Annotated in this window: 16 protein-coding genes, 2 tRNA genes and 1 other RNA gene; 11 read left to right on the forward strand and 8 right to left on the reverse strand. The window is 58.3% G+C overall.

Going from position 1 to position 19,818, the window contains the following annotated elements:
* The first annotated feature begins 10 nt into the window (after positions 1 to 10).
* From purU to RTN40_RS01820, 4 genes are all read left to right on the forward strand, one after another.
* The gene (gene purU, locus RTN40_RS01805; protein ID WP_312226944.1) at positions 11 to 853 is read left to right on the forward strand and encodes a formyltetrahydrofolate deformylase; all 843 of its coding nucleotides are present in this window, start codon (positions 11 to 13) and stop codon (positions 851 to 853) included.
* A gap of 157 nt (positions 854 to 1,010) precedes the next feature.
* Positions 1,011 to 1,095 (forward strand) — tRNA-Tyr (locus RTN40_RS01810).
* Positions 1,096 to 1,139: 44 nt separating this feature from the next.
* Positions 1,140 to 1,272: non-coding RNA, RtT sRNA (locus RTN40_RS01815), on the forward strand.
* A 25-nt stretch (positions 1,273 to 1,297) separates the two neighbouring features.
* Positions 1,298 to 1,382, forward strand: a tRNA-Tyr gene (locus tag RTN40_RS01820).
* Positions 1,383 to 1,448: 66 nt separating this feature from the next.
* Here the strand turns inward: RTN40_RS01820 and RTN40_RS01825 are convergent.
* A complete protein-coding gene (locus RTN40_RS01825; protein WP_312226945.1) occupies positions 1,449 to 1,892 on the reverse strand; it encodes an Lrp/AsnC family transcriptional regulator in 444 nt (147 codons plus the stop codon).
* Positions 1,893 to 1,999: 107 nt separating this feature from the next.
* Here RTN40_RS01825 and RTN40_RS01830 point away from each other — a divergent pair, with 107 nt between their 5' ends.
* Positions 2,000 to 2,899, forward strand: a complete 900-nt coding sequence (locus RTN40_RS01830) for a DMT family transporter (protein WP_312226946.1) — start codon at positions 2,000 to 2,002, stop codon at positions 2,897 to 2,899.
* Here RTN40_RS01830 and narI read toward each other — a convergent pair.
* The 5 genes from narI to RTN40_RS01855 all read right to left on the reverse strand — a co-directional run bounded on the left by narI (position 2,896) and on the right by RTN40_RS01855 (position 11,336).
* Complete coding sequence (narI, locus tag RTN40_RS01835; protein ID WP_312226947.1) at positions 2,896 to 3,573, reverse strand: respiratory nitrate reductase subunit gamma; 678 nt, start codon at positions 3,571 to 3,573, stop codon at positions 2,896 to 2,898. The two genes, RTN40_RS01830 and narI, sit on opposite strands and share 4 nt — an antisense overlap.
* Entirely contained in the window at positions 3,573 to 4,283 is a 711-nt protein-coding gene (narJ, locus tag RTN40_RS01840; RefSeq protein WP_312209473.1) for a nitrate reductase molybdenum cofactor assembly chaperone, read from the reverse strand. Before narJ ends, narI begins: the two co-directional genes overlap by 1 nt.
* The gene (narH, locus tag RTN40_RS01845) at positions 4,280 to 5,815 is read right to left on the reverse strand and encodes a nitrate reductase subunit beta (protein WP_312226948.1); all 1,536 of its coding nucleotides are present in this window, start codon (positions 5,813 to 5,815) and stop codon (positions 4,280 to 4,282) included. The genes narJ and narH overlap by 4 nt, the downstream gene beginning before the upstream one ends.
* Entirely contained in the window at positions 5,812 to 9,555 is a 3,744-nt protein-coding gene (locus tag RTN40_RS01850; RefSeq protein WP_312226949.1) for a nitrate reductase subunit alpha, read from the reverse strand. Before RTN40_RS01850 ends, narH begins: the two co-directional genes overlap by 4 nt.
* A gap of 386 nt (positions 9,556 to 9,941) precedes the next feature.
* Positions 9,942 to 11,336 (reverse strand): NarK family nitrate/nitrite MFS transporter, encoded by a 1,395-nt coding sequence (locus RTN40_RS01855; protein ID WP_312226950.1) that lies wholly within the window; start codon positions 11,334 to 11,336, stop codon positions 9,942 to 9,944.
* 309 nt (positions 11,337 to 11,645) lie between these two features.
* On the opposite strand from RTN40_RS01855, the gene narX reads away from it, so the two are divergent.
* On the forward strand, positions 11,646 to 13,442 hold the full coding sequence (gene narX, locus RTN40_RS01860; RefSeq protein WP_312226951.1) for a nitrate/nitrite two-component system sensor histidine kinase NarX: 1,797 nt from the start codon (positions 11,646 to 11,648) through the stop codon (positions 13,440 to 13,442).
* Complete coding sequence (gene narL, locus RTN40_RS01865) at positions 13,435 to 14,085, forward strand: two-component system response regulator NarL (protein ID WP_312226952.1); 651 nt, start codon at positions 13,435 to 13,437, stop codon at positions 14,083 to 14,085. The genes narX and narL overlap by 8 nt, the downstream gene beginning before the upstream one ends.
* Here the strand turns inward: narL and RTN40_RS01870 are convergent, their stop codons facing one another.
* Positions 14,086 to 15,468 carry a YchO/YchP family invasin gene (locus RTN40_RS01870; RefSeq protein WP_409418494.1) on the reverse strand — a complete coding sequence of 461 codons (1,383 nt, stop codon included), beginning with the start codon at positions 15,466 to 15,468 and terminating at the stop codon, positions 14,086 to 14,088. It abuts the gene before it with no gap.
* A 235-nt stretch (positions 15,469 to 15,703) separates the two neighbouring features.
* Here RTN40_RS01870 and RTN40_RS01875 point away from each other — a divergent pair, with 235 nt between their 5' ends.
* The 4 genes from RTN40_RS01875 to RTN40_RS01890 all read left to right on the forward strand — a co-directional run bounded on the left by RTN40_RS01875 (position 15,704) and on the right by RTN40_RS01890 (position 18,936).
* The gene (locus tag RTN40_RS01875) at positions 15,704 to 16,216 is read left to right on the forward strand and encodes a YbhB/YbcL family Raf kinase inhibitor-like protein (protein ID WP_312226954.1); all 513 of its coding nucleotides are present in this window, start codon (positions 15,704 to 15,706) and stop codon (positions 16,214 to 16,216) included.
* 18 nt (positions 16,217 to 16,234) lie between these two features.
* Positions 16,235 to 16,588 carry a DsrE/DsrF/TusD sulfur relay family protein gene (locus RTN40_RS01880; protein ID WP_312226955.1) on the forward strand — a complete coding sequence of 118 codons (354 nt, stop codon included), beginning with the start codon at positions 16,235 to 16,237 and terminating at the stop codon, positions 16,586 to 16,588.
* Between the two features lie 106 nt (positions 16,589 to 16,694).
* Complete coding sequence (locus RTN40_RS01885) at positions 16,695 to 18,479, forward strand: methyl-accepting chemotaxis protein (protein ID WP_312226956.1); 1,785 nt, start codon at positions 16,695 to 16,697, stop codon at positions 18,477 to 18,479.
* A gap of 211 nt (positions 18,480 to 18,690) precedes the next feature.
* Positions 18,691 to 18,936 carry a DUF1883 domain-containing protein gene (locus RTN40_RS01890; protein WP_312210108.1) on the forward strand — a complete coding sequence of 82 codons (246 nt, stop codon included), beginning with the start codon at positions 18,691 to 18,693 and terminating at the stop codon, positions 18,934 to 18,936.
* Positions 18,937 to 18,943: 7 nt separating this feature from the next.
* On the opposite strand, the gene RTN40_RS01895 is transcribed toward RTN40_RS01890, so the two are convergent.
* Positions 18,944 to 19,639, reverse strand: a complete 696-nt coding sequence (locus RTN40_RS01895; protein ID WP_312226957.1) for a gamma-glutamylcyclotransferase — start codon at positions 19,637 to 19,639, stop codon at positions 18,944 to 18,946.
* Between the last annotated feature and the right edge of the window lie 179 nt (positions 19,640 to 19,818).

Below are 19,818 nucleotides of genomic sequence, written 5' to 3' on the forward strand. Positions count from 1 at the left end.
TCACCCGGCAATGCATTCATTACAACGAAAAGTTCTGCGTACCATCTGTCCCGATCAGAAAGGGCTTATCGCACGCATCACCAATATTTGTTACAAGCACGAGCTGAACATTGTGCAGAACAATGAGTTCGTCGATCACCGCACCGGACGTTTTTTTATGCGTACCGAGCTGGAGGGGATCTTTAACGATGCCACGCTGCTGGCGGACCTTGACAGCGCCCTGCCTGAAGGCTCCGTGCGGGAGTTAACCCCTGCGGGTCGCCGCCGCATTGTGATTCTGGTGACTAAAGAGGCTCACTGTCTGGGCGATCTACTGATGAAGGCCAATTACGGCGGTCTCGACGTGGAGATTGCCGCCGTGATTGGTAACCATGAGACCCTGCGCACGCTGGTAGAGCGTTTTGATATTCCCTTTGAGCTGGTAAGCCATGAAGGGCTGACCCGGGAAGATCATGACGAGAAGATGGCTCAGGCGATTGAAGCCTATGAGCCGGATTATGTGGTGCTGGCGAAATATATGCGCGTGCTGACGCCGACCTTTGTGGCTCGTTTCCCAAATAAGATCATTAATATTCACCACTCGTTCTTACCGGCGTTTATTGGTGCTCGTCCCTATCACCAGGCCTATGAACGTGGCGTGAAGATCATCGGTGCGACCGCACACTATGTGAATGATAATCTGGACGAGGGTCCGATTATTATGCAGGACGTTATTCATGTCGATCACACCTATACCGCTGAAGATATGATGCGTGCCGGGCGCGACGTTGAGAAGAACGTGCTCAGCCGGGCGTTATACGAGGTTCTGGGCCAGCGGGTATTTGTCTACGGCAACCGAACGATTATTCTGTAAGCGACTTATGAAATGAATTGTTTAGCATTAGCGCAGCACGCATAAAAAGCATGCAAACGGTTCATTTTCATAAAAGGAATGCTTTACAGCGGCGCGTCATTTGATATGATGCGCCCCGCTTCCCAAGGGAAGCAGGCCAGTACCAGTATTACCCCGTGGTGGGGTTCCCGAGCGGCCAAAGGGAGCAGACTGTAAATCTGCCGTCATCGACTTCGAAGGTTCGAATCCTTCCCCCACCACCATTATTCACCACAGCAGTGTGGTAAACCTGATGAGTGATGCTGACATATGCACTTATCGGGGAAGGGTAAGAACCTTCGATTAAGGTTCGACTCGAGCGAGAGCGAGAGAACGTTGCCTTCAGGCAACGGCCCGAAGGGTGAGGAGCGAAGCGACGAATAATCCTTCCCTCACCACCATCTCTACAAGCAAGTTATTACCCCTGGTGGGGTTCCCGAGCGGCCAAAGGGAGCAGACTGTAAATCTGCCGTCACAGACTTCGAAGGTTCGAATCCTTCCCCCACCACCATCTCTTCAAAAGTTATAAAAAATCAATCTCCCTATAAGCTTAACTGCATCCATTATTCCCCCATCATCATATCGGTGGTAGACGGCGCTTTACCGGCGAACTTTTGACGATTGCGGTATTGCTCTGGGCATACTCCGCCAGTCCATCCAACAGCTCATCCAGCTGCTCTATCGAGCGCACAACCAGGCGCATCACGAAGCAATCTTCCCCCGTCACCTTATCGCATTCGATACACTCCGGTATCGCCTGGATCATTTTATCGACCTTATGCAGCATGCCCGGCATGGGTCGCACCCGAACCAGCGCCTGTAGCGTATAGCCCAGCGCAGCAAGGTTAACGTGCGCGCCGTACCCCTGAATGACCCCGCGCTCTTCGAGGCGCCTTACTCTCTCCGCCGTGCTGGGAGAGGTTAACCCTACCCGGGCGCTTAACACCTTCAGCGACATGCGCGCATCTTCTGCTAGGCAGCCTACAATCTGACGGTCAATTTCATCGATAAGGTAATCCATAATTTGCACCTAATTTATAAAAGATAATTACGTCATACACCTTATTAAGGTTATATCAAACCGTTGCTGGTTTTTTGATAATAGGTTATCAAAACGAGGAGGTAGATATGCGCGATATACAAAAAGGCGTCTGGCAGATGAGCCTGGCGATGCTAATTTCCGGCTCCATCGGTGCCTTTGTTTTACTCTCCGGCCTGCCAGTAACGGAAGTCGTTTTCTGGCGCTGTGTCATCGGCGCTATAGCGCTCTATCTCTTTATCCGCCTTAGCAAGCAGCCTTTCAGCCGTTTAACGCGGGTAACCCTGACTCTTGCCATCCTCGGCGGCGTGGCGCTGGTCATTAACTGGCTGCTGCTGTTCGCCGCCTACGAGCGCGTCTCTATTGGACTGGCAACCGTGGTCTACAACACACAACCCTTTATGCTGGTGCTGATGGGCATGCTGTTTGGAGAGCGGGTCAGCCTGGTGAAATGGGGCTGGCTGATCCTCGCCTTTGTCGGCGTGGTGGTCCTGCTCTCCAGCGAGCTAACGCAGGGCTATGCCGCCGGCTGGCTGATGGGGATCGCCCTGGCGCTGGGCGCAGCCTTCTTCTATGCCCTCACCGCGATGATCACGCGCAAGCTGCGCCCTATTCCACCGCAGCACATTGCCTTTATACAGGTGCTTACGGGCGTGGTAATGCTGCTGCCGCTGGCGCAGGTGCCGGTTTTCTCCCGGGAGTTTCCTTGGGGTATCCTGTTGACCCTCGGCATCGTTCACACCGGCGTCATGTACCAGCTGCTCTATAGCGCGATTCAGAAACTGCCTACCCCGATTATTGGATCGCTGTCGTTTATCTATCCGGTGGTGGCGATTGTGGTGGATAACCTGGTCTTTGGACATACGCTCAGCGTTACCCAGCTGGCAGGTGGCGTGCTGATCCTCCTCGCGGCGGCGGGAAACAACCTTGGCTGGGGCGAAAAAAAACCTCGCCGCAGCGAGGTTGGAATTAACCAGGAGGCCAATTAGCGACGGGCGCGTACGACCTGGTATTTGCGCGTCAGGTACTCTACCGGCGCGCTCCAGATATGCACCAGGCGCGAGAACGGGAAGAGCAGGAACAGCGTCATCCCCAGCACCAGATGCACACGGAAAATAAACGCCACGCCGTCAAGGTTCGCCGATGCCCCGCCGTGGAAGGTCACAATTGATTGCGCCCAGCCCACCAGCTTCATCATCTCACTCCCGTCCATATGCTGGGCCGAGAAAGGGATCGTCAGCAGGCCTAAAGTACACTGCACCATCAGCAGGGTCAGGATCAGAATATCCGCCGTGGTAGTAGTGGCGCGCACGCGTGGGCTAAAGAGGCGGCGCTTAAGCAGCAGCAGGCCGCCTACCAGCGTCATGATGCCAAATACGCCCCCGGCGATCATCGCCAGCTTCTGTTTAACGTCAATCGGCAGGAAGGATTCATACATCCAGTGCGGGGTGAGCATCCCCACCAGATGACCGGCAAAAATCCCGATAATCCCGAAGTGAAACAGGTTCGAGGCCATATTCATCCCTTTGCGATCCAGCATCTGGCTGGAGCCTGCCCGCCAGGTGTACTGCCCGTAGTCATAGCGCAGCCAGCTGCCCACAAGGAACACCGTGCCTGCAATATAGGGATAGATGTCGTAGAAGAACATATTAAGGAACTGCATTATTGCTGTCCTCCGGTTGTGATATTCAAATATTGCGGGGCCACCGCACCGGCGAAGCGGCGCTGATGGGAGGCGATCTCAGACTCACCGCAGCCCTGGTCGGCAAAGAACTTCACCTGCTCCTCTTCCCAGACGGCATCCAGCGCCTGGGGAGTATCATCCCTGGCTTCACCGGCAATCTTCTCACCGACCTTCTCCCGATCGACGTCGGTTTTGGCCAGCCGCAGCAGCAGCTCAAACAGGCTGGCATAGCGGCTCTCGCGCTGCTGCAGACGAGCATTGAGCAGGGCCAGAATCGGGGCGATATCCTCCAGTCCCGCCAGCGCGTCGCTTGCCGGCAGCTGCGCCAGATACTCCAGATAGAGCGGGAGATGATCCGGCAGCTCGCGCCGATCGATAACCAGTCCCTGACGCTCGTACTGCGCCAGCAGATCCACCATCGCCTGACCGCGATCGCGGGATTCGCCATGCACATGCTCAAACAGCAGCAGCGAGGTGGCGCGTCCACGGTCGAACAGCTCGCTGTAGGCTGCCTGCGCGTCCAGCAGATCCTGATTCATCAGGTCACGAATAAAGACGCTTAGCTGATGGGCATCCTTAAGCGACAGATGCTCGGTCTCCGCCAGGGCATCGAACAGCTCCTGCTGATGCTGCCACAGGGCAGCATCCGGATACTCCAGCAGGCGGGAAATCACGACGAGTTCAATCATGGGCGCGGCTCCGTTTTCTTCGTCACATCGACGGCGTCAATACGGCGGCTGTTAAACAGATTGAATTTGCTGTCGCTGCCGTGGCAGCCGTCACCGAAGCTAAAGCCGCAGCCGTTACGTTCCGGGAACGCATCCCGGGCCAGCTCGCGGTGGCTGGTCGGGATCACGAAGCGATCCTCGTAGTTGGCAATCGCCAGATAACGATACATCTCCTGCGCCTGGGCTTCGCTTAAGCCCACCTCTTCCAGGGCGCGAATATCGTTGACGTTATCCACGGTCTCGGCACGCTTGTAGTGACGCATCGCCAGCATGCGTTTCAGCGCCAGCAGCACCGGTTGGGTATCGCCCGCCGTCAGCAGGTTAGCGAGATACTGTACCGGGATGCGCAGGCTTTCGACGTCCGGCAGGATGCCGTTGCTGCCCAGCTCGCCCGCGTCGGCCGCCGACTGGATCGGTGACAGAGGCGGCACGTACCAAACCATCGGCAGGGTGCGATACTCCGGGTGCAGCGGCAGGGCCAGCTTCCAGTCCATCGCCAGTTTCCAGACAGGTGACTTCTGCGCAGCGTCAATCACGCTCTGCGGCACGCCGTCCTTCAGCGCCTGCTCGATAACCGCCGGATCGTTCGGGTCGAGGAAGACGTCCAGCTGACGCTGGTAGAGATCTTTCTCGTTCTCAACTGCCGCCGCGTTTTCAATGGCGTCCGCGTCATACAGCAGCACGCCCAGGTAACGGATACGTCCTACACAGGTCTCGGAGCAGACGGTTGGCATCCCCGCCTCAATACGCGGATAACAGAAGATGCACTTCTCGGACTTGCCGCTCTTCCAGTTGAAGTAGATCTTTTTGTAGGGGCAGCCGGTAACACACATCCGCCAGCCGCGGCACTTGTCCTGATCGATCAGCACAATGCCATCCTCTTCACGCTTGTAGATCGCGCCGCTCGGGCAGGTTGCGACGCAAGCCGGGTTCAGGCAGTGCTCACACAGACGTGGCAGATACATCATGAAGGTGTTTTCAAACTGCCCGTACATCGCCTTCTGCATGTTCTCGAAGTTCCGATCCTGGCTGCGCTTCTCAAACTCGCCGCCGAGGATCTCCTCCCAGTTCGGACCGCTGACGATCTTATCCATCCGCTGACCGCTGATTTTTGACCGCGGACGGGCGATAGGCTGGTGCTTGCCCTCCGGGGCCGTATGCAGATGCTGATAGTCGTAGTCGAACGGCTCATAGTAGTCATCGATCCCCGGCAGATGCGGGTTAGCGAAGATTTTACCCAGCAGGGTGGCGCGGTTACCCATGCGCGGCTGCAGCTTGCCGTTCACTTTGCGGATCCAGCCGCCCTTCCACTTCTCCTGGTTCTCCCAGTCGTCCGGGAAACCCACGCCAGGCTTGCTCTCAACGTTGTTGAACCAGGCGTACTCCATCCCTTCCCGGCTGGTCCAGACGTTTTTACAGGTGACCGAGCAGGTATGACAGCCGATGCACTTATCAAGGTTCAGCACCATGCCTACCTGTGAACGAATTTTCATTTTGCGCTCTCCTGTACCTGGTCGTTGTTTTCGCCATCTAACCAGTTAATGTTCTTCATCTTACGGACCACCACAAACTCATCGCGGTTGGAGCCGACCGTGCCGTAGTAGTTAAAGCCATACGCCAGCTGGGCGTAGCCGCCGATCATATGGGTCGGTTTCGGGCTGATACGGGTGACCGAGTTGTGGATCCCCCCGCGCTGGCCAGTGATCTCCGAGCCGGGAATATTCACGATACGCTCCTGGGCGTGGTACATCATGGTCATCCCGGCCGGCACGCGCTGGCTCACTACCGCACGGGCGGTCAGCGCGCCGTTGCTGTTGAAGGCTTCGATCCAGTCGTTATCCTCAATGCCCAGCTCTTTGGCATCCACCTCGCTCATCCAGACGATCGGGCCGCCGCGTGACAGGGTCAGCATCAGCAGGTTGTCGCTGTAGGTCGAGTGGATCCCCCACTTCTGGTGCGGGGTGATGAAGTTCAGCGCCTTCTCCGGATTGCCGTTAGACTTCTCGCCCATCACCGCTTTTACCGAACGGGTGTCAATCGGCGGACGATAAACCAGCAGGCTCTCACCGAAGTCGCGCATCCACGGGTGATCCTGGTAAAGCTGCTGGCGACCGGAGAGCGTGCGCCATGGGATCAGCTCGTGCACGTTGGTATAGCCCGCGTTGTAGGAGACGTGCTCATCTTCAAGGCCAGACCAGGTCGGGCTGGAGATAATCTTGCGCGGCTGGGCCTGAATATCGCGGAAGCGGATCTTCTCCTCTTCTTTATTGGTCGCCAGATGCGTATGGTCACGGCCGGTAAACTCGCTCAGCGCCGCCCAGGCCTTAACCGCCACGTGACCGTTGGTCTCAGGCGCAAGGGTGAGGATCATCTCCGCCGCATCGATGGCGCTGTTAAGCATCGGCTGGCCTTTCGCCGGGCCTTCCGCCTTGGTGTAGTTAAGCTTGCGCAGCAGATCCATCTCGCTCTCGGTATTCCACGCGATGCCCTTGCCGCCGTTGCCCACCTTATCCAGCAGCGGACCGATGGAGGTGAAACGTTCATAGGTCGCGGGGTAGTCGCGCTCCACCGGAATGATATGCGGCGCGGTTTTGCCGGGGATAAGATCGCACTCGCCTTTTTTCCAGTCCTTAACATCCAGCGGCTGCGCCAGTTCGGCTGCGGAGTCGTGCTGGATAGGCAGGGTCACCACGTCAGTTTCGACGCCCAGGTGGCCCACGCACACCTCAGAGAATTTCTTGGCGATGCCTTTGTAGATCTCCCAGTCGCTTTTCGACTCCCAGGCCGGATCGACGGCGGCAGAGAGCGGATGAATAAACGGATGCATATCCGAGGTATTCATGTCGTCTTTCTCATACCAGGTGGCCGTCGGCAGCACGATATCGGAGTAGAGGCAGGTGCTCGACAGGCGGAAGTCGAGGGTCACTACCAGATCGAGCTTGCCGTCGAGGCCGTTATCATGCCACTCGACCTCTTCCGGCTTCACGCCGCCCTGCACGCCCAGATCTTTGCCCTGAATGCCGTTCTCGGTACCCAACAGGTACTTCAGCATGTACTCATGGCCTTTCCCGGAGGAGCCAAGCAGGTTTGAGCGCCAGATAAAGAGATTACGCGGATGGTTTTTGCCGTTCTCCGGCTGCTCGGCCGCAAAGCGAATCGACCCCTCTTTCAGCGCCTTGACGGTGTAATCCACCGCCGACATGCCCGCTTTTTCAGCTTCAGCGGCGATGCGCAGCGGGTTGGTGCCCAGCTGTGGGGCGGATGGCAGCCACCCCATGCGCTCGGCACGGACGTTAAAGTCGAGCAGATGGCCGCTGTAGCGGGATTTATCCGCCAGCGGAGAGAGCAGCTCTTGTGCGGTCAGGGTTTCATAGCGCCACTGGCCGGAGTGGTTATAGAAGAAGGAGGTACCGTTCATATGGCGTGGCGGACGCTGCCAGTCGAGGGCGAACGCCAGCGGCTGCCAGCCAGTCTGCGGACGCAGCTTCTCCTGGCCGACGTAGTGCGCCCAGCCGCCGCCGCTCTGGCCGACACAGCCGCAGAACACCAGCATGTTGATCAGGCCACGGTAGTTCATGTCCATATGGAACCAGTGGTTCAGGCCTGCGCCGACGATGATCATCGAACGACCATGAGTCTTATCGGCGTTATCGGCAAACTCACGGGCGGTACGGATAATATGCGCCCGCGGCACGCCGGTGATTTTTTCCGCCCACGCCGGAGTATACGCTTTCACTTCGTCATAGCTGGCGGCGGCGTTGGCGTCGCCCAGGCCACGATCGAGACCGTAGTTCGCCATCGTCAGATCGTAGACGGTGGTGACCAGCGCGGTGCTGCCATCCGCCAGCTGGAGGCGTTTTACCGGCAGCTTGTGCAGAAGGATATTTTGCAGCTCTACGCGGTTGAAATGCTCTGACCCTTCGTTGCCAAAGTACGGGAAGCCCACCTCGGCGATATCATCGTGACCGCCCAGCAGGCTCAGGCGCAGCTCGGCGTCTGCCCCGCTGGTGCCGTCGCGCTGCTCAAGGTTCCACTTCCCTTTCTCGCCCCAGCGGAAACCAATGGAGCCGTTAGGTGCAATCAGCTCGCCGCTGTCGTTGCAGGCCACGGTTTTCCACTCAGGGTTATTCTCCTGGCCGAGAGCGTCCACCAGATCGGCGGCGCGCAGCATCCGGCCTGCCGCGTAGTAGCCGTCGCGCTCTTCGAGCATCACCAGCATCGGCATGTCGGTATAGCGACGCACGTAGTCGGTAAAGTACTGGCTCGGCTTGTCGAGGTGGAACTCGCGCAGCATGACGTGGCCCATCGCCATCGCCATTGCGGCGTCGGTGCCCTGCTTCGGTGCCAGCCACAGGTCACACAGCTTGGCGATTTCGGCATAGTCCGGGGTAACGGCAACGGTTTTGGTGCCTTTGTAACGGACTTCGGTAAAGAAGTGGGCGTCCGGGGTACGGGTCTGCGGAACGTTAGAGCCCCAGGCGATAATGTAGCTGGAGTTGTACCAGTCGGCGGATTCTGGCACGTCGGTCTGCTCACCCCAGGTTTGCGGGGAGGCTGGCGGCAGGTCGCAGTACCAGTCGTAGAAGCTCAGGCAGGTGCCGCCGATCAGCGACAGGTAGCGCGCGCCGGAGGCGTAGGAGACCATCGACATCGCCGGGATCGGCGAGAAGCCCGCCACGCGGTCCGGGCCGTAGGTTTTAACGGTATAGACGTTAGAGGCGGCGATCAGCTCGTTGACCTCCTGCCAGGAGGAGCGGACAAAGCCGCCGCGTCCGCGCGCCTGCTTGAAGCTTTTCGCTTTGTCGGCGTCTTCAATAATAGATGCCCAAGCCGCCACCGGATCGTTGTGCTGAACTTTCGCTTCACGCCACATTTTCATCAGGCGTTTACGCATCAGGGGATATTTCAGGCGGTTAGCGCTGTAGAGATACCAGGAGTAGCTGGCCCCACGCGGGCAGCCGCGCGGCTCATGATTCGGCATATCCGGACGGGTACGCGGGTAGTCGGTCTGCTGGGTCTCCCAGGTGACCAGACCGTTTTTGACGTAAATCTTCCAGCTGCAGGAGCCGGTGCAGTTTACGCCATGCGTGGAGCGCACAATTTTGTCGTGCGACCAGCGGCTGCGGTATCCATCCTCCCAGTCCCGGTTTGTTTCATGGATCTGGCCATGCCCATCGGCAAAGGTTTCGCCCTTCTGTTTGAAGTAGCGAAACCGGTCCAGGAATTTACTCATCGGGTTTCTCCTGTGTGGAGCCTGCTGGCTCTCTGAAAAAGCGACATTGCTGCGAATGAGCCGACGTTAACGCGCTGAAAGGACGTGAGAATTGATGACGATCAAGGCAGGCAGGCATAGCAAAAACGGTGTATTTTTCATCTACCTCCAAAGTGGCAGAAAAGAACATTTTATATATTATTGATTTATATAGCCTTTAACGATTAATCCGCATTTATTGCAGTACTATTTCCGGCACAGGAGTATTAAGGGGTAGATATTCTGCATAGCGATACTCGCGCTGCGGCTAAAGCAGCAGACAACATCGCCACACTTTAGAATGTTGTAACTAATTAAGCACTAAAAAAAGCGCGGCGTTGCGCCGCGCAAGGATAATCAACAGTGCATTATTTAGTTTTAGATTTACGTCCATAAACCACCCAGGTGATAAACACGCAGGCGATGTAGAACACGAGGAAGACTTTCATTGCTCCGGCCGGGGAGCCGGTCAGCGCCAGCGAGGTGCCGAAAGCCTTGGGGATAAAGAAGCCGCCAATCGCGCCGATGGCCGAAATGAACCCGAGCGCCGCGGCCGTATCGGTCGCCGCCTCACGCAGGGCCTGCTCCTCGCTGCCGCCCTTCGCCTTCACCCGCTCCATCGTCATCTTGCGGAAGATCACCGAGATCATCTGGAAGCTGGAGCCGCTGCCCAGCCCGGCAGTAAGGAACAGCATCAGGAAGACGGCGAAAAAGGCGCTAAAGTTCCCCTCGCTTCCTGCTGACGGCAGAGTCAGGAACAGCAGCGCGCTAAAGATTGCCATCGCCACAAAGTTCAACAGCGTTACGCGAACGCCACCCAGCCGGTCAGAGAGCGCCCCACCCGCCGAACGAGCCAGCGCGCCCACCAGCGGTCCGAAGAAGGCAAAGTGCAGCACGTTGACCTCAGGAAACTGGGTTTTGGACAGCATCGCAAAGCCTGCTGAAAAGCCAATAAACGAACCAAAGGTAGCCAGATAGAGAAAGCCCAGGATCCACAGGTGCGCGCGCTTAAGCACCGGCAGCTGCGAGCGCAGCGAGGCTTTAGAGGTCGCCAGCTCGTTCATGCCAAACCAGGCCGCGAGGGTAAAGACAATCAGGAATGGCACCCAGATCCAGGCGGCGTTCTCCAGGTAGAGCATGGAGCCATCCTCCTGCTGAACGCCGGTCGCGCCAAAAAAGGCAAACAGCGAGAAGGTGATCGCCAGCGGGGCCAGCAGCTGCATCACGCTCACCCCGAGGTTACCCAACCCGCCGTTGATCCCCAGGGCACTACCCTGCTTCTGCTTGGGAAAGAAGAAGCTGATGTTGGCCATGCTGGAGGCGAAGTTGGCCCCGGCAAAACCGCAGAGCAGGGAGATGAGGATAAAGGTGCTAAACGGCGTACTGGTATTCTGCACGGCAAAGCCCAGCCAGACGCAGGGAACAATCATGATCCCGGTGCTGAACGCGGTCCAGCGGCGACCTCCGAAGATCGGCACCATAAACGAGTATGGCACCCGCAGCAGCGCGCCGGAGACGGAGGGTAGCGCAGTCAGCATAAAGAGCTGATCGGTCGTAAAATTAAAACCTACCTTGTTAAGATTAACCGCCACGGCGCTAAATAGCATCCAGACGCAAAACGCCAGCAGCAAACAGGGCACGGAGATCCACAGGTTGCGGCTCGCCACGGCCTGGCCACGCTGCTGCCAGAAAGCAGGATCTTCCGGTCGCCAGTCGGTAATGACGGCTCCGGTGGTCCTTTCAGGTATGGAAGAGTGACTCATAGACACCTCTGATTAGGGATTTAACCCCTGCCACCATAGGGTTTACGCCAGCGCTTAAGTTGATATAAATCAAAGGAAAAGCCGCCATTTTAGCCGTGCTAAAATCGTCCTACCCCTAAATGAGCAGCTGAAACTGACAGAAAAGCTGTGGTTTTTCACGTCGGTGAGGCGTTTGCAGGTAGCGACTCTTCAACCCATGCCGGGGCCGACAATAAAGGAGTAACTCTTTTGGGGTATGGGTATACTCCAGGGTATAGCCGAAAATAGTCCCACCCCCGGTGATTTGCCGGGTCAGGAGTCTTGCCGTTTATGCTGAAACGCCTCTTTTCACCGCTGACGCTGGTCAATCAACTGGCGCTGATCGTTCTGCTCTCTACCGCCATCGGCGTAACCGGGATGGCCATCTCTGGCTGGCTGGTACAGGGGGTCCAGGGCAGCGCCCACGCTATTAATAAAGCCGGCTCGCTGCGTATGCAGAGCTATCGCCTGCTGGCGGCCATGCCGCTTACGGAAGCCGACCAGCCGCTGATCGATGAGATGACGCGCACGGCCTTCAGTCCCGAGCTGACCCAGGCCGCGCTGCGTGACGGCCAGCTGCCCCAGCTGCAGTCGCTACAGCGTTACTGGCAACGAAATCTTGCACCTGGCCTCGTGCAGGCTCAGGACGCAGCGGCGGTATCGGGTGAGGTTGCTACCTTTGTTAACCGTATCGATCGGCTGGTGAGCAGCTTCGATCGCCGCACTGAACAGCGGATCGATCGCGTTCTGCTGCTCCAGCGCGGCATGGCCCTGTTTATGGCCCTGCTGCTGGTCTTTACCGTGATCTGGCTGCGGGCGCGTCTGCTTCAGCCCTGGCGGCAGCTGCTCAGCATGGCCCAGGCCGTGAGCCATCGCGACTTTACCCAGCGGGCGCATATCAGCGGACGTAACGAGATGGCAAAGCTCGGGATGGCGCTCAACAATATGTCCAGCGAGCTGGCCCAAAGCTATGCAGTGCTGGAGCAGCGAGTCAAAGAGAAGACTGCCGGGCTGGAACAAAAAAACGAGATCCTCTCCTTTCTCTGGCAGGCCAACCGCCGCCTGCACATGCAGGTTCCGCTGTGTGAACGTCTCTCGCCGGTGCTTAATGGCCTGCAAAATCTCACCCTGCTGCACGATATTGAGCTGCGTGTTTACGATGTGGAAGATGAAGAGAATCGCCAGGAGTTTACCTGTCAGCCGGACATGACCTGCGATGATATCGGCTGCCACCTCTGCCCGCGCGGGATCCTGCCCACGGGCGGCGGCGGCACAACCCTGAAGTGGCGGCTGGCGGATAATCATATGCAGTACGGTCTGCTGCTGGCAACCCTGCCGGCGGGACGGCACCTGAGCCACGATCAGCAGCAGCTGGTGGATACCCTGGTGGAGCAGCTTACCGCCACCCTGGCGCTGGATCGTCACCAGGAGCGCCAGCAGCAGCTGATGGTGATGGAGGAGCGCGCCACCATCGCCCGCGAGCTGCATGACTCTATCGCCCAGTCCCTCTCCTGTATGAAGATGCAGGTCAGCTGTCTACAGATGCAGGGTGAGAGCCTGCCCGACTCCAGCCAGCAGCTTCTGGGGCAGATCCGCAACGAGCTGAATACCTCCTGGGCCCAGCTGCGCGAGCTGCTAACCACGTTCCGTTTGCAGCTCAACGAGCCGGGCCTGCGCCCGGCGCTGGAGGCGAGCTGCCAGGAGTATAGCGCCCACTTTGGCTTCCCGGTTAAGCTGGACTACCAGCTGCCGCCGCGCTTTGTGCCTTCCCATCAGGCCATCCACCTGTTGCAGATCGCCCGCGAGGCGTTAAGCAATGCCCTCAAGCACTCCGGCGCCAGCGAGGTGATCGTCACGGCGGTTCAGCAGGGGCGGCAGGTAAAGGTCAGCATTACCGATAACGGCTGCGGCGTGCCGGACAGCGCCGAACGCACCAACCACTACGGATTAATTATCATGCGCGATCGCGCCCAGAGCCTGCGCGGAGATTGTCAGGTCCGGCGGCGGGAGTCCGGCGGCACCGAGGTGGTGGTGACATTTATACCCGAAAAGCTTCTCTCATCCGTACAAGGAGATAAATATGAATAATCAGGATCCCGCCACCATTCTGCTGATTGACGATCATCCGATGCTGCGCACCGGCGTCAGGCAACTTATCAGCATGGCGAGCGATATCCGCGTGATTGGCGAAGCCAGCAACGGGGAACAGGGTATCGAGCTGGCGGAGACGCTGGATCCCGACCTGATCCTGCTCGATTTGAATATGCCCGGCATGAACGGCCTCGAGACGCTGGACAAGCTGCGGGAGAAGACGCTCTCCGGGCGCGTAGTGGTTTTCAGCGTCTCGAATCATGAAGAGGACGTGGTCACCGCCCTCAAGCGCGGTGCGGATGGCTACCTGCTGAAGGATATGGAGCCAGAGGATCTGCTGAAGGCGTTACAGCAGGCCGCTGCGGGTGAGATGGTGCTGAGCGAAGCGCTGACCCCGGTTCTGGCCGCCAGCCTGCGCGCCAACCGCGCCACCTCCGATCGGGACGTGACTCAGCTGACGCCGCGCGAGCGCGATATTCTGAAGTTGATTGCCCAGGGCCTGCCCAACAAGATGATCGCCCGTCGTCTGGACATCACCGAGAGCACGGTGAAGGTGCACGTTAAGCATATGCTGAAGAAGATGAAGCTCAAATCCCGCGTCGAGGCGGCAGTCTGGGTGCATCAGGAGCGTATTTTCTAATCAGCTTTCCGGCAGCTGCGGCCAGCGTGGGACAGTATTCTGCACGCTTACCAGCGGCTCGGCCAGCGTGAGCGCGATCTCATTGGAAGAGACGCGCTGCCCCTTCTCATCCTCCACCGTTACCGACAGACGCCACGTATTGTTGGCTCCCTCCCGGCTGTCCCAGGCGGGCATAATGATGCTCCACCCCTCGCTGCTCTGGGCATTAACCGGCGGGGTCAGGCTCAGCGCCTGCGTGTCCCCTTGCCAGGTAATAGAACGAATACCGTAGCGGCTGCGCACCTGCACCACCATCTGTACCGTCTCGCCGGGGTTGAGATCCCACGGCGGCGTAGCCAGAAACACCGACAGGGTTTTCCGCTGGCGATATTCCACCACTGGCAGATTATTGCGCGTCGGGCTGTCATAGCGACTACCGCGCAGGGATCGGCTCTCCGCCACCTCGCTGGCGGTAAGCTGCTTTTTGAGCGGCACGCCGAAGCGGTAGTTCAGATTGAGGCCAAGGTTGTTCTGACTCTCTCCGCTCTCACCCTGCTTATGCTGGGCGGTGACGGTGACCAGCGGCACCGGGGTATAGTTGAGGCCAACGTTCACCGCCACAGGATTGTGGTAACCCGAGCCGGAGTCGAAGAGATCGACATTATCGCCAAAGTACTGCTCCAGACTCAGACTGGTATTAATGTGTTCATAGAACGGCAGCCGCGCCTGGGCGGTGACGTCATAGCCCCGTGCCAGCCGCTGCTGAACCGCCGCGCCGGAATAGTCCCAGCCTGAAAGGGGCTGATAATAGTTAGCCGAGAAGCGCAGGTATTCGCCCCAGGCTTCGGCCCCCAGTCCGGCCCGCTGTAAATTCTCATCCAGCAGGTTATCGTAGAAGGTGTTATAGCCCAGCAGCCAGTGCCCGGCGACCCAGCGCTGGCCAATACCGGCGTTGCTTACCAGCCCTTCATCCTGCTGGGTCAGGCCCAGCTGGCTCCAGCTCAGATAGCGGCTGTTATCCTGCCAGGGGATAAACCAGCTCCCCTGGCTGCCGGTAAAGCGCCCCTCATCGTTGACCAGCACGTTAACGCTGGCGTTTCCCCAGGGTGAAAGCCACGACTCAAGCTGCTCATTCACGTCTTCGCTGACGGCATCGCGGATCTGACCAAAGGCGAACTGGCGCGCCTGCTGCCCGGCGGTGAGGCCGTTATCGGTCTGGCTGGCCTCGCCAAAGGCTTTCGCCATCTCGGCCACGCTCTTAACCCGGGCGTCGCCGGTGGAGGTCATCCCCAGATCGGGCAGGCTGTCGTTATCGAAAGGGTTGTGTGGCTGCTGTGAGATGGCGCGGGCATTGTTAATGCCTCCTGCCAGCAGCAAGAGTAGAAAAAGCGGGGTTTTTAACAACGCGTCAGGGCGTAAATTCAGCGGGAGCGCCTCCGGTCTGGTGAGTAATCAAAGCGTTATTTTATCGATTTTCACAACTCTTTTCAGTCTTAAGCAAAATTTCAGGAAAAACCTTAACTACTCCCGTCTCGTCAGGTCTACAGTTAATTTATCTCTTAATGCATCAATTTATTGCAAGGTATGACGAGTGGTAACTATGAGCAAAGGGTGGCGATGGATCCTGTTGAGTTCAATAATGTTTTATGGTGCAGCTTCGCAGGCTAGCGAACTGTTTATGTTGCAATCCCCGGCTTTTGCCGATAACGGCCTGCTGGAGAAGAAGTTTGCTGGTAACGCTAAGGACAACCCCAACTGCACCGGTGAAAACCAGTCGCCGGCGCTTATCTGGAGCAATCCGCCGGAAGAGACTAAAAGCTTTGCCCTGATTGTTCACGATCCGGAGGGAGCAAAAGGTCTCGGCGTGACGCACCTGGTGGCGTACAATATTGCCCCGTCCGCCACCGGTTTCCCGGCCAACGCCCTGCGCGATGGTAAAATGTTTACCGGCGGTAAAAATAGCCCCGGCACCGATCGCTGGCACGGTCCCTGCCCGCCGCCCGGCAGCGGCGCGCATCACTATACCTTTACGCTTATCGCTACTAGCCAGGCACCGGATCTTCCCGCTGGCCTGACCCGTGAAGCGCTGTTAGAGAAGCTGAAAGGTAAAGCGCTGGCCGCCACCGGCCTGATTGGACGCTTCGGGCAGTAGCGTTAATAAGGAAGGAAAATGCAAAAGATAGTGATTGTCGCCAACGGTGCAGCCTATGGCAGCGAGTCCCTGTTTAACAGCCTGCGCCTGGCAATTGCCCTGCGCGAGCAGGCGGAAGAGCTGGATCTGCGCCTGTTTCTCATGTCGGATGCGGTCACCGCTGGGCTACGCGGGCAGAAGCCCGCCGAGGGCTACAATATTCAGCAGATGCTGGAGATCCTGACCGCGCAAAACGTGGCGGTGAAGCTGTGTAAAACCTGCACTGACGGGCGCGGCATCACTGAACTGCCGCTTATCGACGGCGTTGAGATTGGTACCCTCGTTGAGCTGGCGAAGTGGACGCTGGCGGCAGATAAAGTATTAACTTTCTAATAATCCCCTAACTTAAATATATTTTTCTTATAGTTTGTTTCCGCACATCAAGTTTACCTGCTGCGTTGCCGATAGGCTTTTAAACAACACAGCAGGTATAACGATTATGTTCAGGTCCATTCGCGCACGCATTACCGCAGCCACCGCAGGCTGTCTGGCTATCGCCTTACTGATCAACACCGTGATCAACTACCAGGTGACACGCCAGGATAATCAGCAGGCCCAGCGGGATATTCTCTCCAGTACCAGCACCAGCCACAGCGGCGCGATTGCCGACTGGGTGAACAGCAAGATGACGATGATCGCCTCGCTGCAAAACGCCGCGCTGACGGCGGATCCGGTCCCGACTTTCGCCCAGATCGCCCAAGCGGGTGGCTTTATTAATGTCTATGTCGGCTATGCCAGCAAAACGGCGAAGTTCTCGGACTCTAACGGCATCCCTGCCGACTACGACCCGACCATTCGCCCCTGGTATCAGCAGGCGGCTAACGCTGACGCGCCGATCGTCACTGCCCCCTACGTAGATGCTGCTTCCGGCAAGCTGGTGGTGACTTTTGCCGTGCCGGTGAAGGAGAACGGCATGCTTAGCGCGGTAGTGGCAGGTGACGTGGCGATGGACAGCGTGGTGGCAAACGTGCGCACCATTCAGCCGACGCCGCAGAGTAGCGGCCTGCTGATCGGCAGCGACGGCACGGTGATAGCCGCCAGCAATGCCGACCTGACCCTGAAGCCGTTTGCTGAGGCGATCCCTGAGGCTAACTTCAGCGAGTTACAGACGGGCAGCCCGGTGACAGGTATGTTTGACGGTACGCAGAAGGCGCTGATCGCGAAACCCGTAAAAGGAACCAGCTGGCTGCTGGTGGTGGCGCTGGATACCCACGACGCCACCAGCGGCATGCGCGCTCTGCTGAAGGCCTCGGCGCTGTCACTGATTGTGCTGGTACTGACTGGCGTGGCGGTGATGCTCTGGCTGGTGACGACAATGCTGAAACGCCTGGTGGTTATTCGCGATGCGATGCACGCCATTGGCAACGGCACGGACGATCTCTCCCAGCGCCTGCCGGAGAGCGGCAACGATGAGGTGGCACAGATCGCCCACGCCTTTAACATCTTCAGCGATAAGCTGGCGGTGGTAATGGTGAAGCTGCGGGACTCCAGCACCTCGGTGCAGCATGCGGCGCAGGAGATCGCTGCCGGTAACCAGGATCTCTCCGGGCGTACCGAGCAGGCGGCCTCCAGCCTGCGGGAAACCGCCAGCGCCGTAGAGCAGATCACCGCCTCGGTGGCCCAGTCAACCGACTCCGCAGCCCAGGCAAACAGCCAGGCGCACACCGCCTCTGAAGCCGCATCCCGCGGCGGCAGCGTGGTGTCGCAGGCAATCTCAACCATGCAGGCCATTGAAGAGGCGTCGGCCAAAATCGGTGATATCACCAGCGTGATTGACGGGATCGCTTTCCAGACCAACATCCTGGCGCTGAACGCCGCCGTAGAGGCCGCCCGTGCTGGTGAGCAGGGACGCGGCTTTGCAGTGGTCGCCGGGGAGGTCCGCATCCTTGCCAGCCGCAGCGCCCAGGCGGCGAAGGAGATCAAAACCCTGATCGAATCGACCACTGAGAGCGTAGCCACCGGGTCGCGCTACGTACGCCTGGCCGGGGAGAGCATGACCGACATCGTCTCCAGCATCGACAGCGTCTCGGTCATCATGCGTGAGATTACCGTCGCCACCAGCGAGCAGATGAAAGGTATCCAGGAGATTAACCACGCGGTGATTGACCTTGACCGGATGGTGCAGCAGAACGCCGAGCTGGTGGTGCAATCTGCCGCCGCTGCGGGGGCGCTTCAGTCGCAGGCGGGAGAGCTGGCTGAAACCGCAGGCCATTTCCGCATTTAATTCCCTCCCGGCGCGCTTTTGAAACGATTTAGCGCGTCGGGAAGCGGCTTCGACGAACAATGTCACTTTTGTTTAATCGTTACGCCATTATTTGATCAAAATCAGCATCGTTATCCCGCCCGTTTGGTGTGATGCAGGGAGCAAGTGTGAACAAAATCACACGGGAATTGTCCGGCAGGGAGCGCTTTGAGTCATTAACGGGGTAAATAAAATGGCGCTGGTGAAAGCAAGTTTGACGTTGTTCGGTGGGGATACGGTAGTGGTACGCTGCTCAGAGAGCTGCCATATCCATTTGATGAGCGCGAAGAGCCATACGGCGAACGCCCAGACCGATATTCTGAGCGTACAGGATCGTAATAGCGCGTACCTGACCGTGCCCTATAGCGGCACCTGGAACGTATTAATTGACAGCCACAGCCAGTCGCTGGAGCACTCCATCAGCTATGTGGCTGCCTAATCTCTTCTCAGGCGAAACCGGGCTGCATCGACTGGCCCGGTTCTTCTCCACCGAGTAGCCCTCGCACTTTCCCGACCAGATCGTTCAGGCAGTCGTCATGCATGCCAAGCTTAATCAGCTCCTGCTCCAGTGAGAACAGATACTGCGCGTTGGTGCCCAGCGGGCCGCTGGCCGCCGCGATCAACGGGGCGATGACCTGAGCGCGGGTATCGGATTCATAGAGCGCATGGCGCGGGTCCATAATGAACACCAGGGCGTTTACCGTGCGGCCATCGTCCAGGGCGAGCTTGCACCAGGTCGGCAGATAGCAGCCGGTGATCATCTCCCGCTTCCACAGCAGGGTCAGCTCCTGCTCAAGTGTCTCTTCAGGCAGGCGATACGCCACGCCGGTGGTGCGTCCGCCCTCTTTCAGGGCAAGCATCCGTCCAGGCTGGCAGGCCGTGCCGCGACCGGCGGTGAGACGCAGGCAGAAGGCGCGATGCCAGCCCACCAGCGTACCGGTGCAGGATTCGTTAAACTCCAGCGCCGGGTTCCACATCAGCGATCCGTAGCCGAAGATCCAGACAGGACCGCCGTCAGGCCGGCAGGCCAGCGTTGCCGCCAGCGACGCGGCACGCTGTTCCGCAGACCAGAGCAGCGCCGCTTCAATATCGCCAAAGGCGGTTTTGCAGTCCGCCTGTATTAAAAAGTCGCGTGTTAACACCTTCTACCTCCACCACTGCGTGCTTCCATGCGACCGTTATATTGCATTCCGTGTATTTCGCTGCTGAATAAAAGCGCAGCCTGTGCAGACGATATGCAATTCGCGGGCCGCTTGCAAGCCTACGGCGCGCCATGCCGCACGAATGCGGCAGCGTAAAAAAGAGGTAGCTGGCGTTTACG

The organism is Pseudescherichia sp. (genome assembly GCF_031987975.1).
Taxonomy (GTDB): Bacteria; Pseudomonadota; Gammaproteobacteria; order Enterobacterales; family Enterobacteriaceae; genus Pseudescherichia.

Bases quoted from the DNA above. Each gene is read 5' to 3' on its own strand.
- narJ (WP_312209473.1), bottom strand. From the start codon at position 4,283: ATGATTGAACTCGTCGTGATTTCCCGCCTGCTGGAGTATCCGGATGCT.
- purU (WP_312226944.1), top strand. From the start codon at position 11: ATGCATTCATTACAACGAAAAGTTCTGCGTACCATCTGTCCCGATCAG.
- narL (WP_312226952.1), top strand. From the start codon at position 13,435: ATGAATAATCAGGATCCCGCCACCATTCTGCTGATTGACGATCATCCG.
- RTN40_RS01825 (WP_312226945.1), bottom strand. From the start codon at position 1,892: ATGGATTACCTTATCGATGAAATTGACCGTCAGATTGTAGGCTGCCTA.
- RTN40_RS01855 (WP_312226950.1), bottom strand. From the start codon at position 11,336: ATGAGTCACTCTTCCATACCTGAAAGGACCACCGGAGCCGTCATTACC.
- narI (WP_312226947.1), bottom strand. From the start codon at position 3,573: ATGCAGTTCCTTAATATGTTCTTCTACGACATCTATCCCTATATTGCA.
- RTN40_RS01890 (WP_312210108.1), top strand. From the start codon at position 18,691: ATGGCGCTGGTGAAAGCAAGTTTGACGTTGTTCGGTGGGGATACGGTA.
- narH (WP_312226948.1), bottom strand. From the start codon at position 5,815: ATGAAAATTCGTTCACAGGTAGGCATGGTGCTGAACCTTGATAAGTGC.
- narX (WP_312226951.1), top strand. From the start codon at position 11,646: ATGCTGAAACGCCTCTTTTCACCGCTGACGCTGGTCAATCAACTGGCG.
- RTN40_RS01880 (WP_312226955.1), top strand. From the start codon at position 16,235: ATGCAAAAGATAGTGATTGTCGCCAACGGTGCAGCCTATGGCAGCGAG.
- RTN40_RS01885 (WP_312226956.1), top strand. From the start codon at position 16,695: ATGTTCAGGTCCATTCGCGCACGCATTACCGCAGCCACCGCAGGCTGT.
- RTN40_RS01875 (WP_312226954.1), top strand. From the start codon at position 15,704: ATGTTTTATGGTGCAGCTTCGCAGGCTAGCGAACTGTTTATGTTGCAA.
- RTN40_RS01830 (WP_312226946.1), top strand. From the start codon at position 2,000: ATGCGCGATATACAAAAAGGCGTCTGGCAGATGAGCCTGGCGATGCTA.
- RTN40_RS01850 (WP_312226949.1), bottom strand. From the start codon at position 9,555: ATGAGTAAATTCCTGGACCGGTTTCGCTACTTCAAACAGAAGGGCGAA.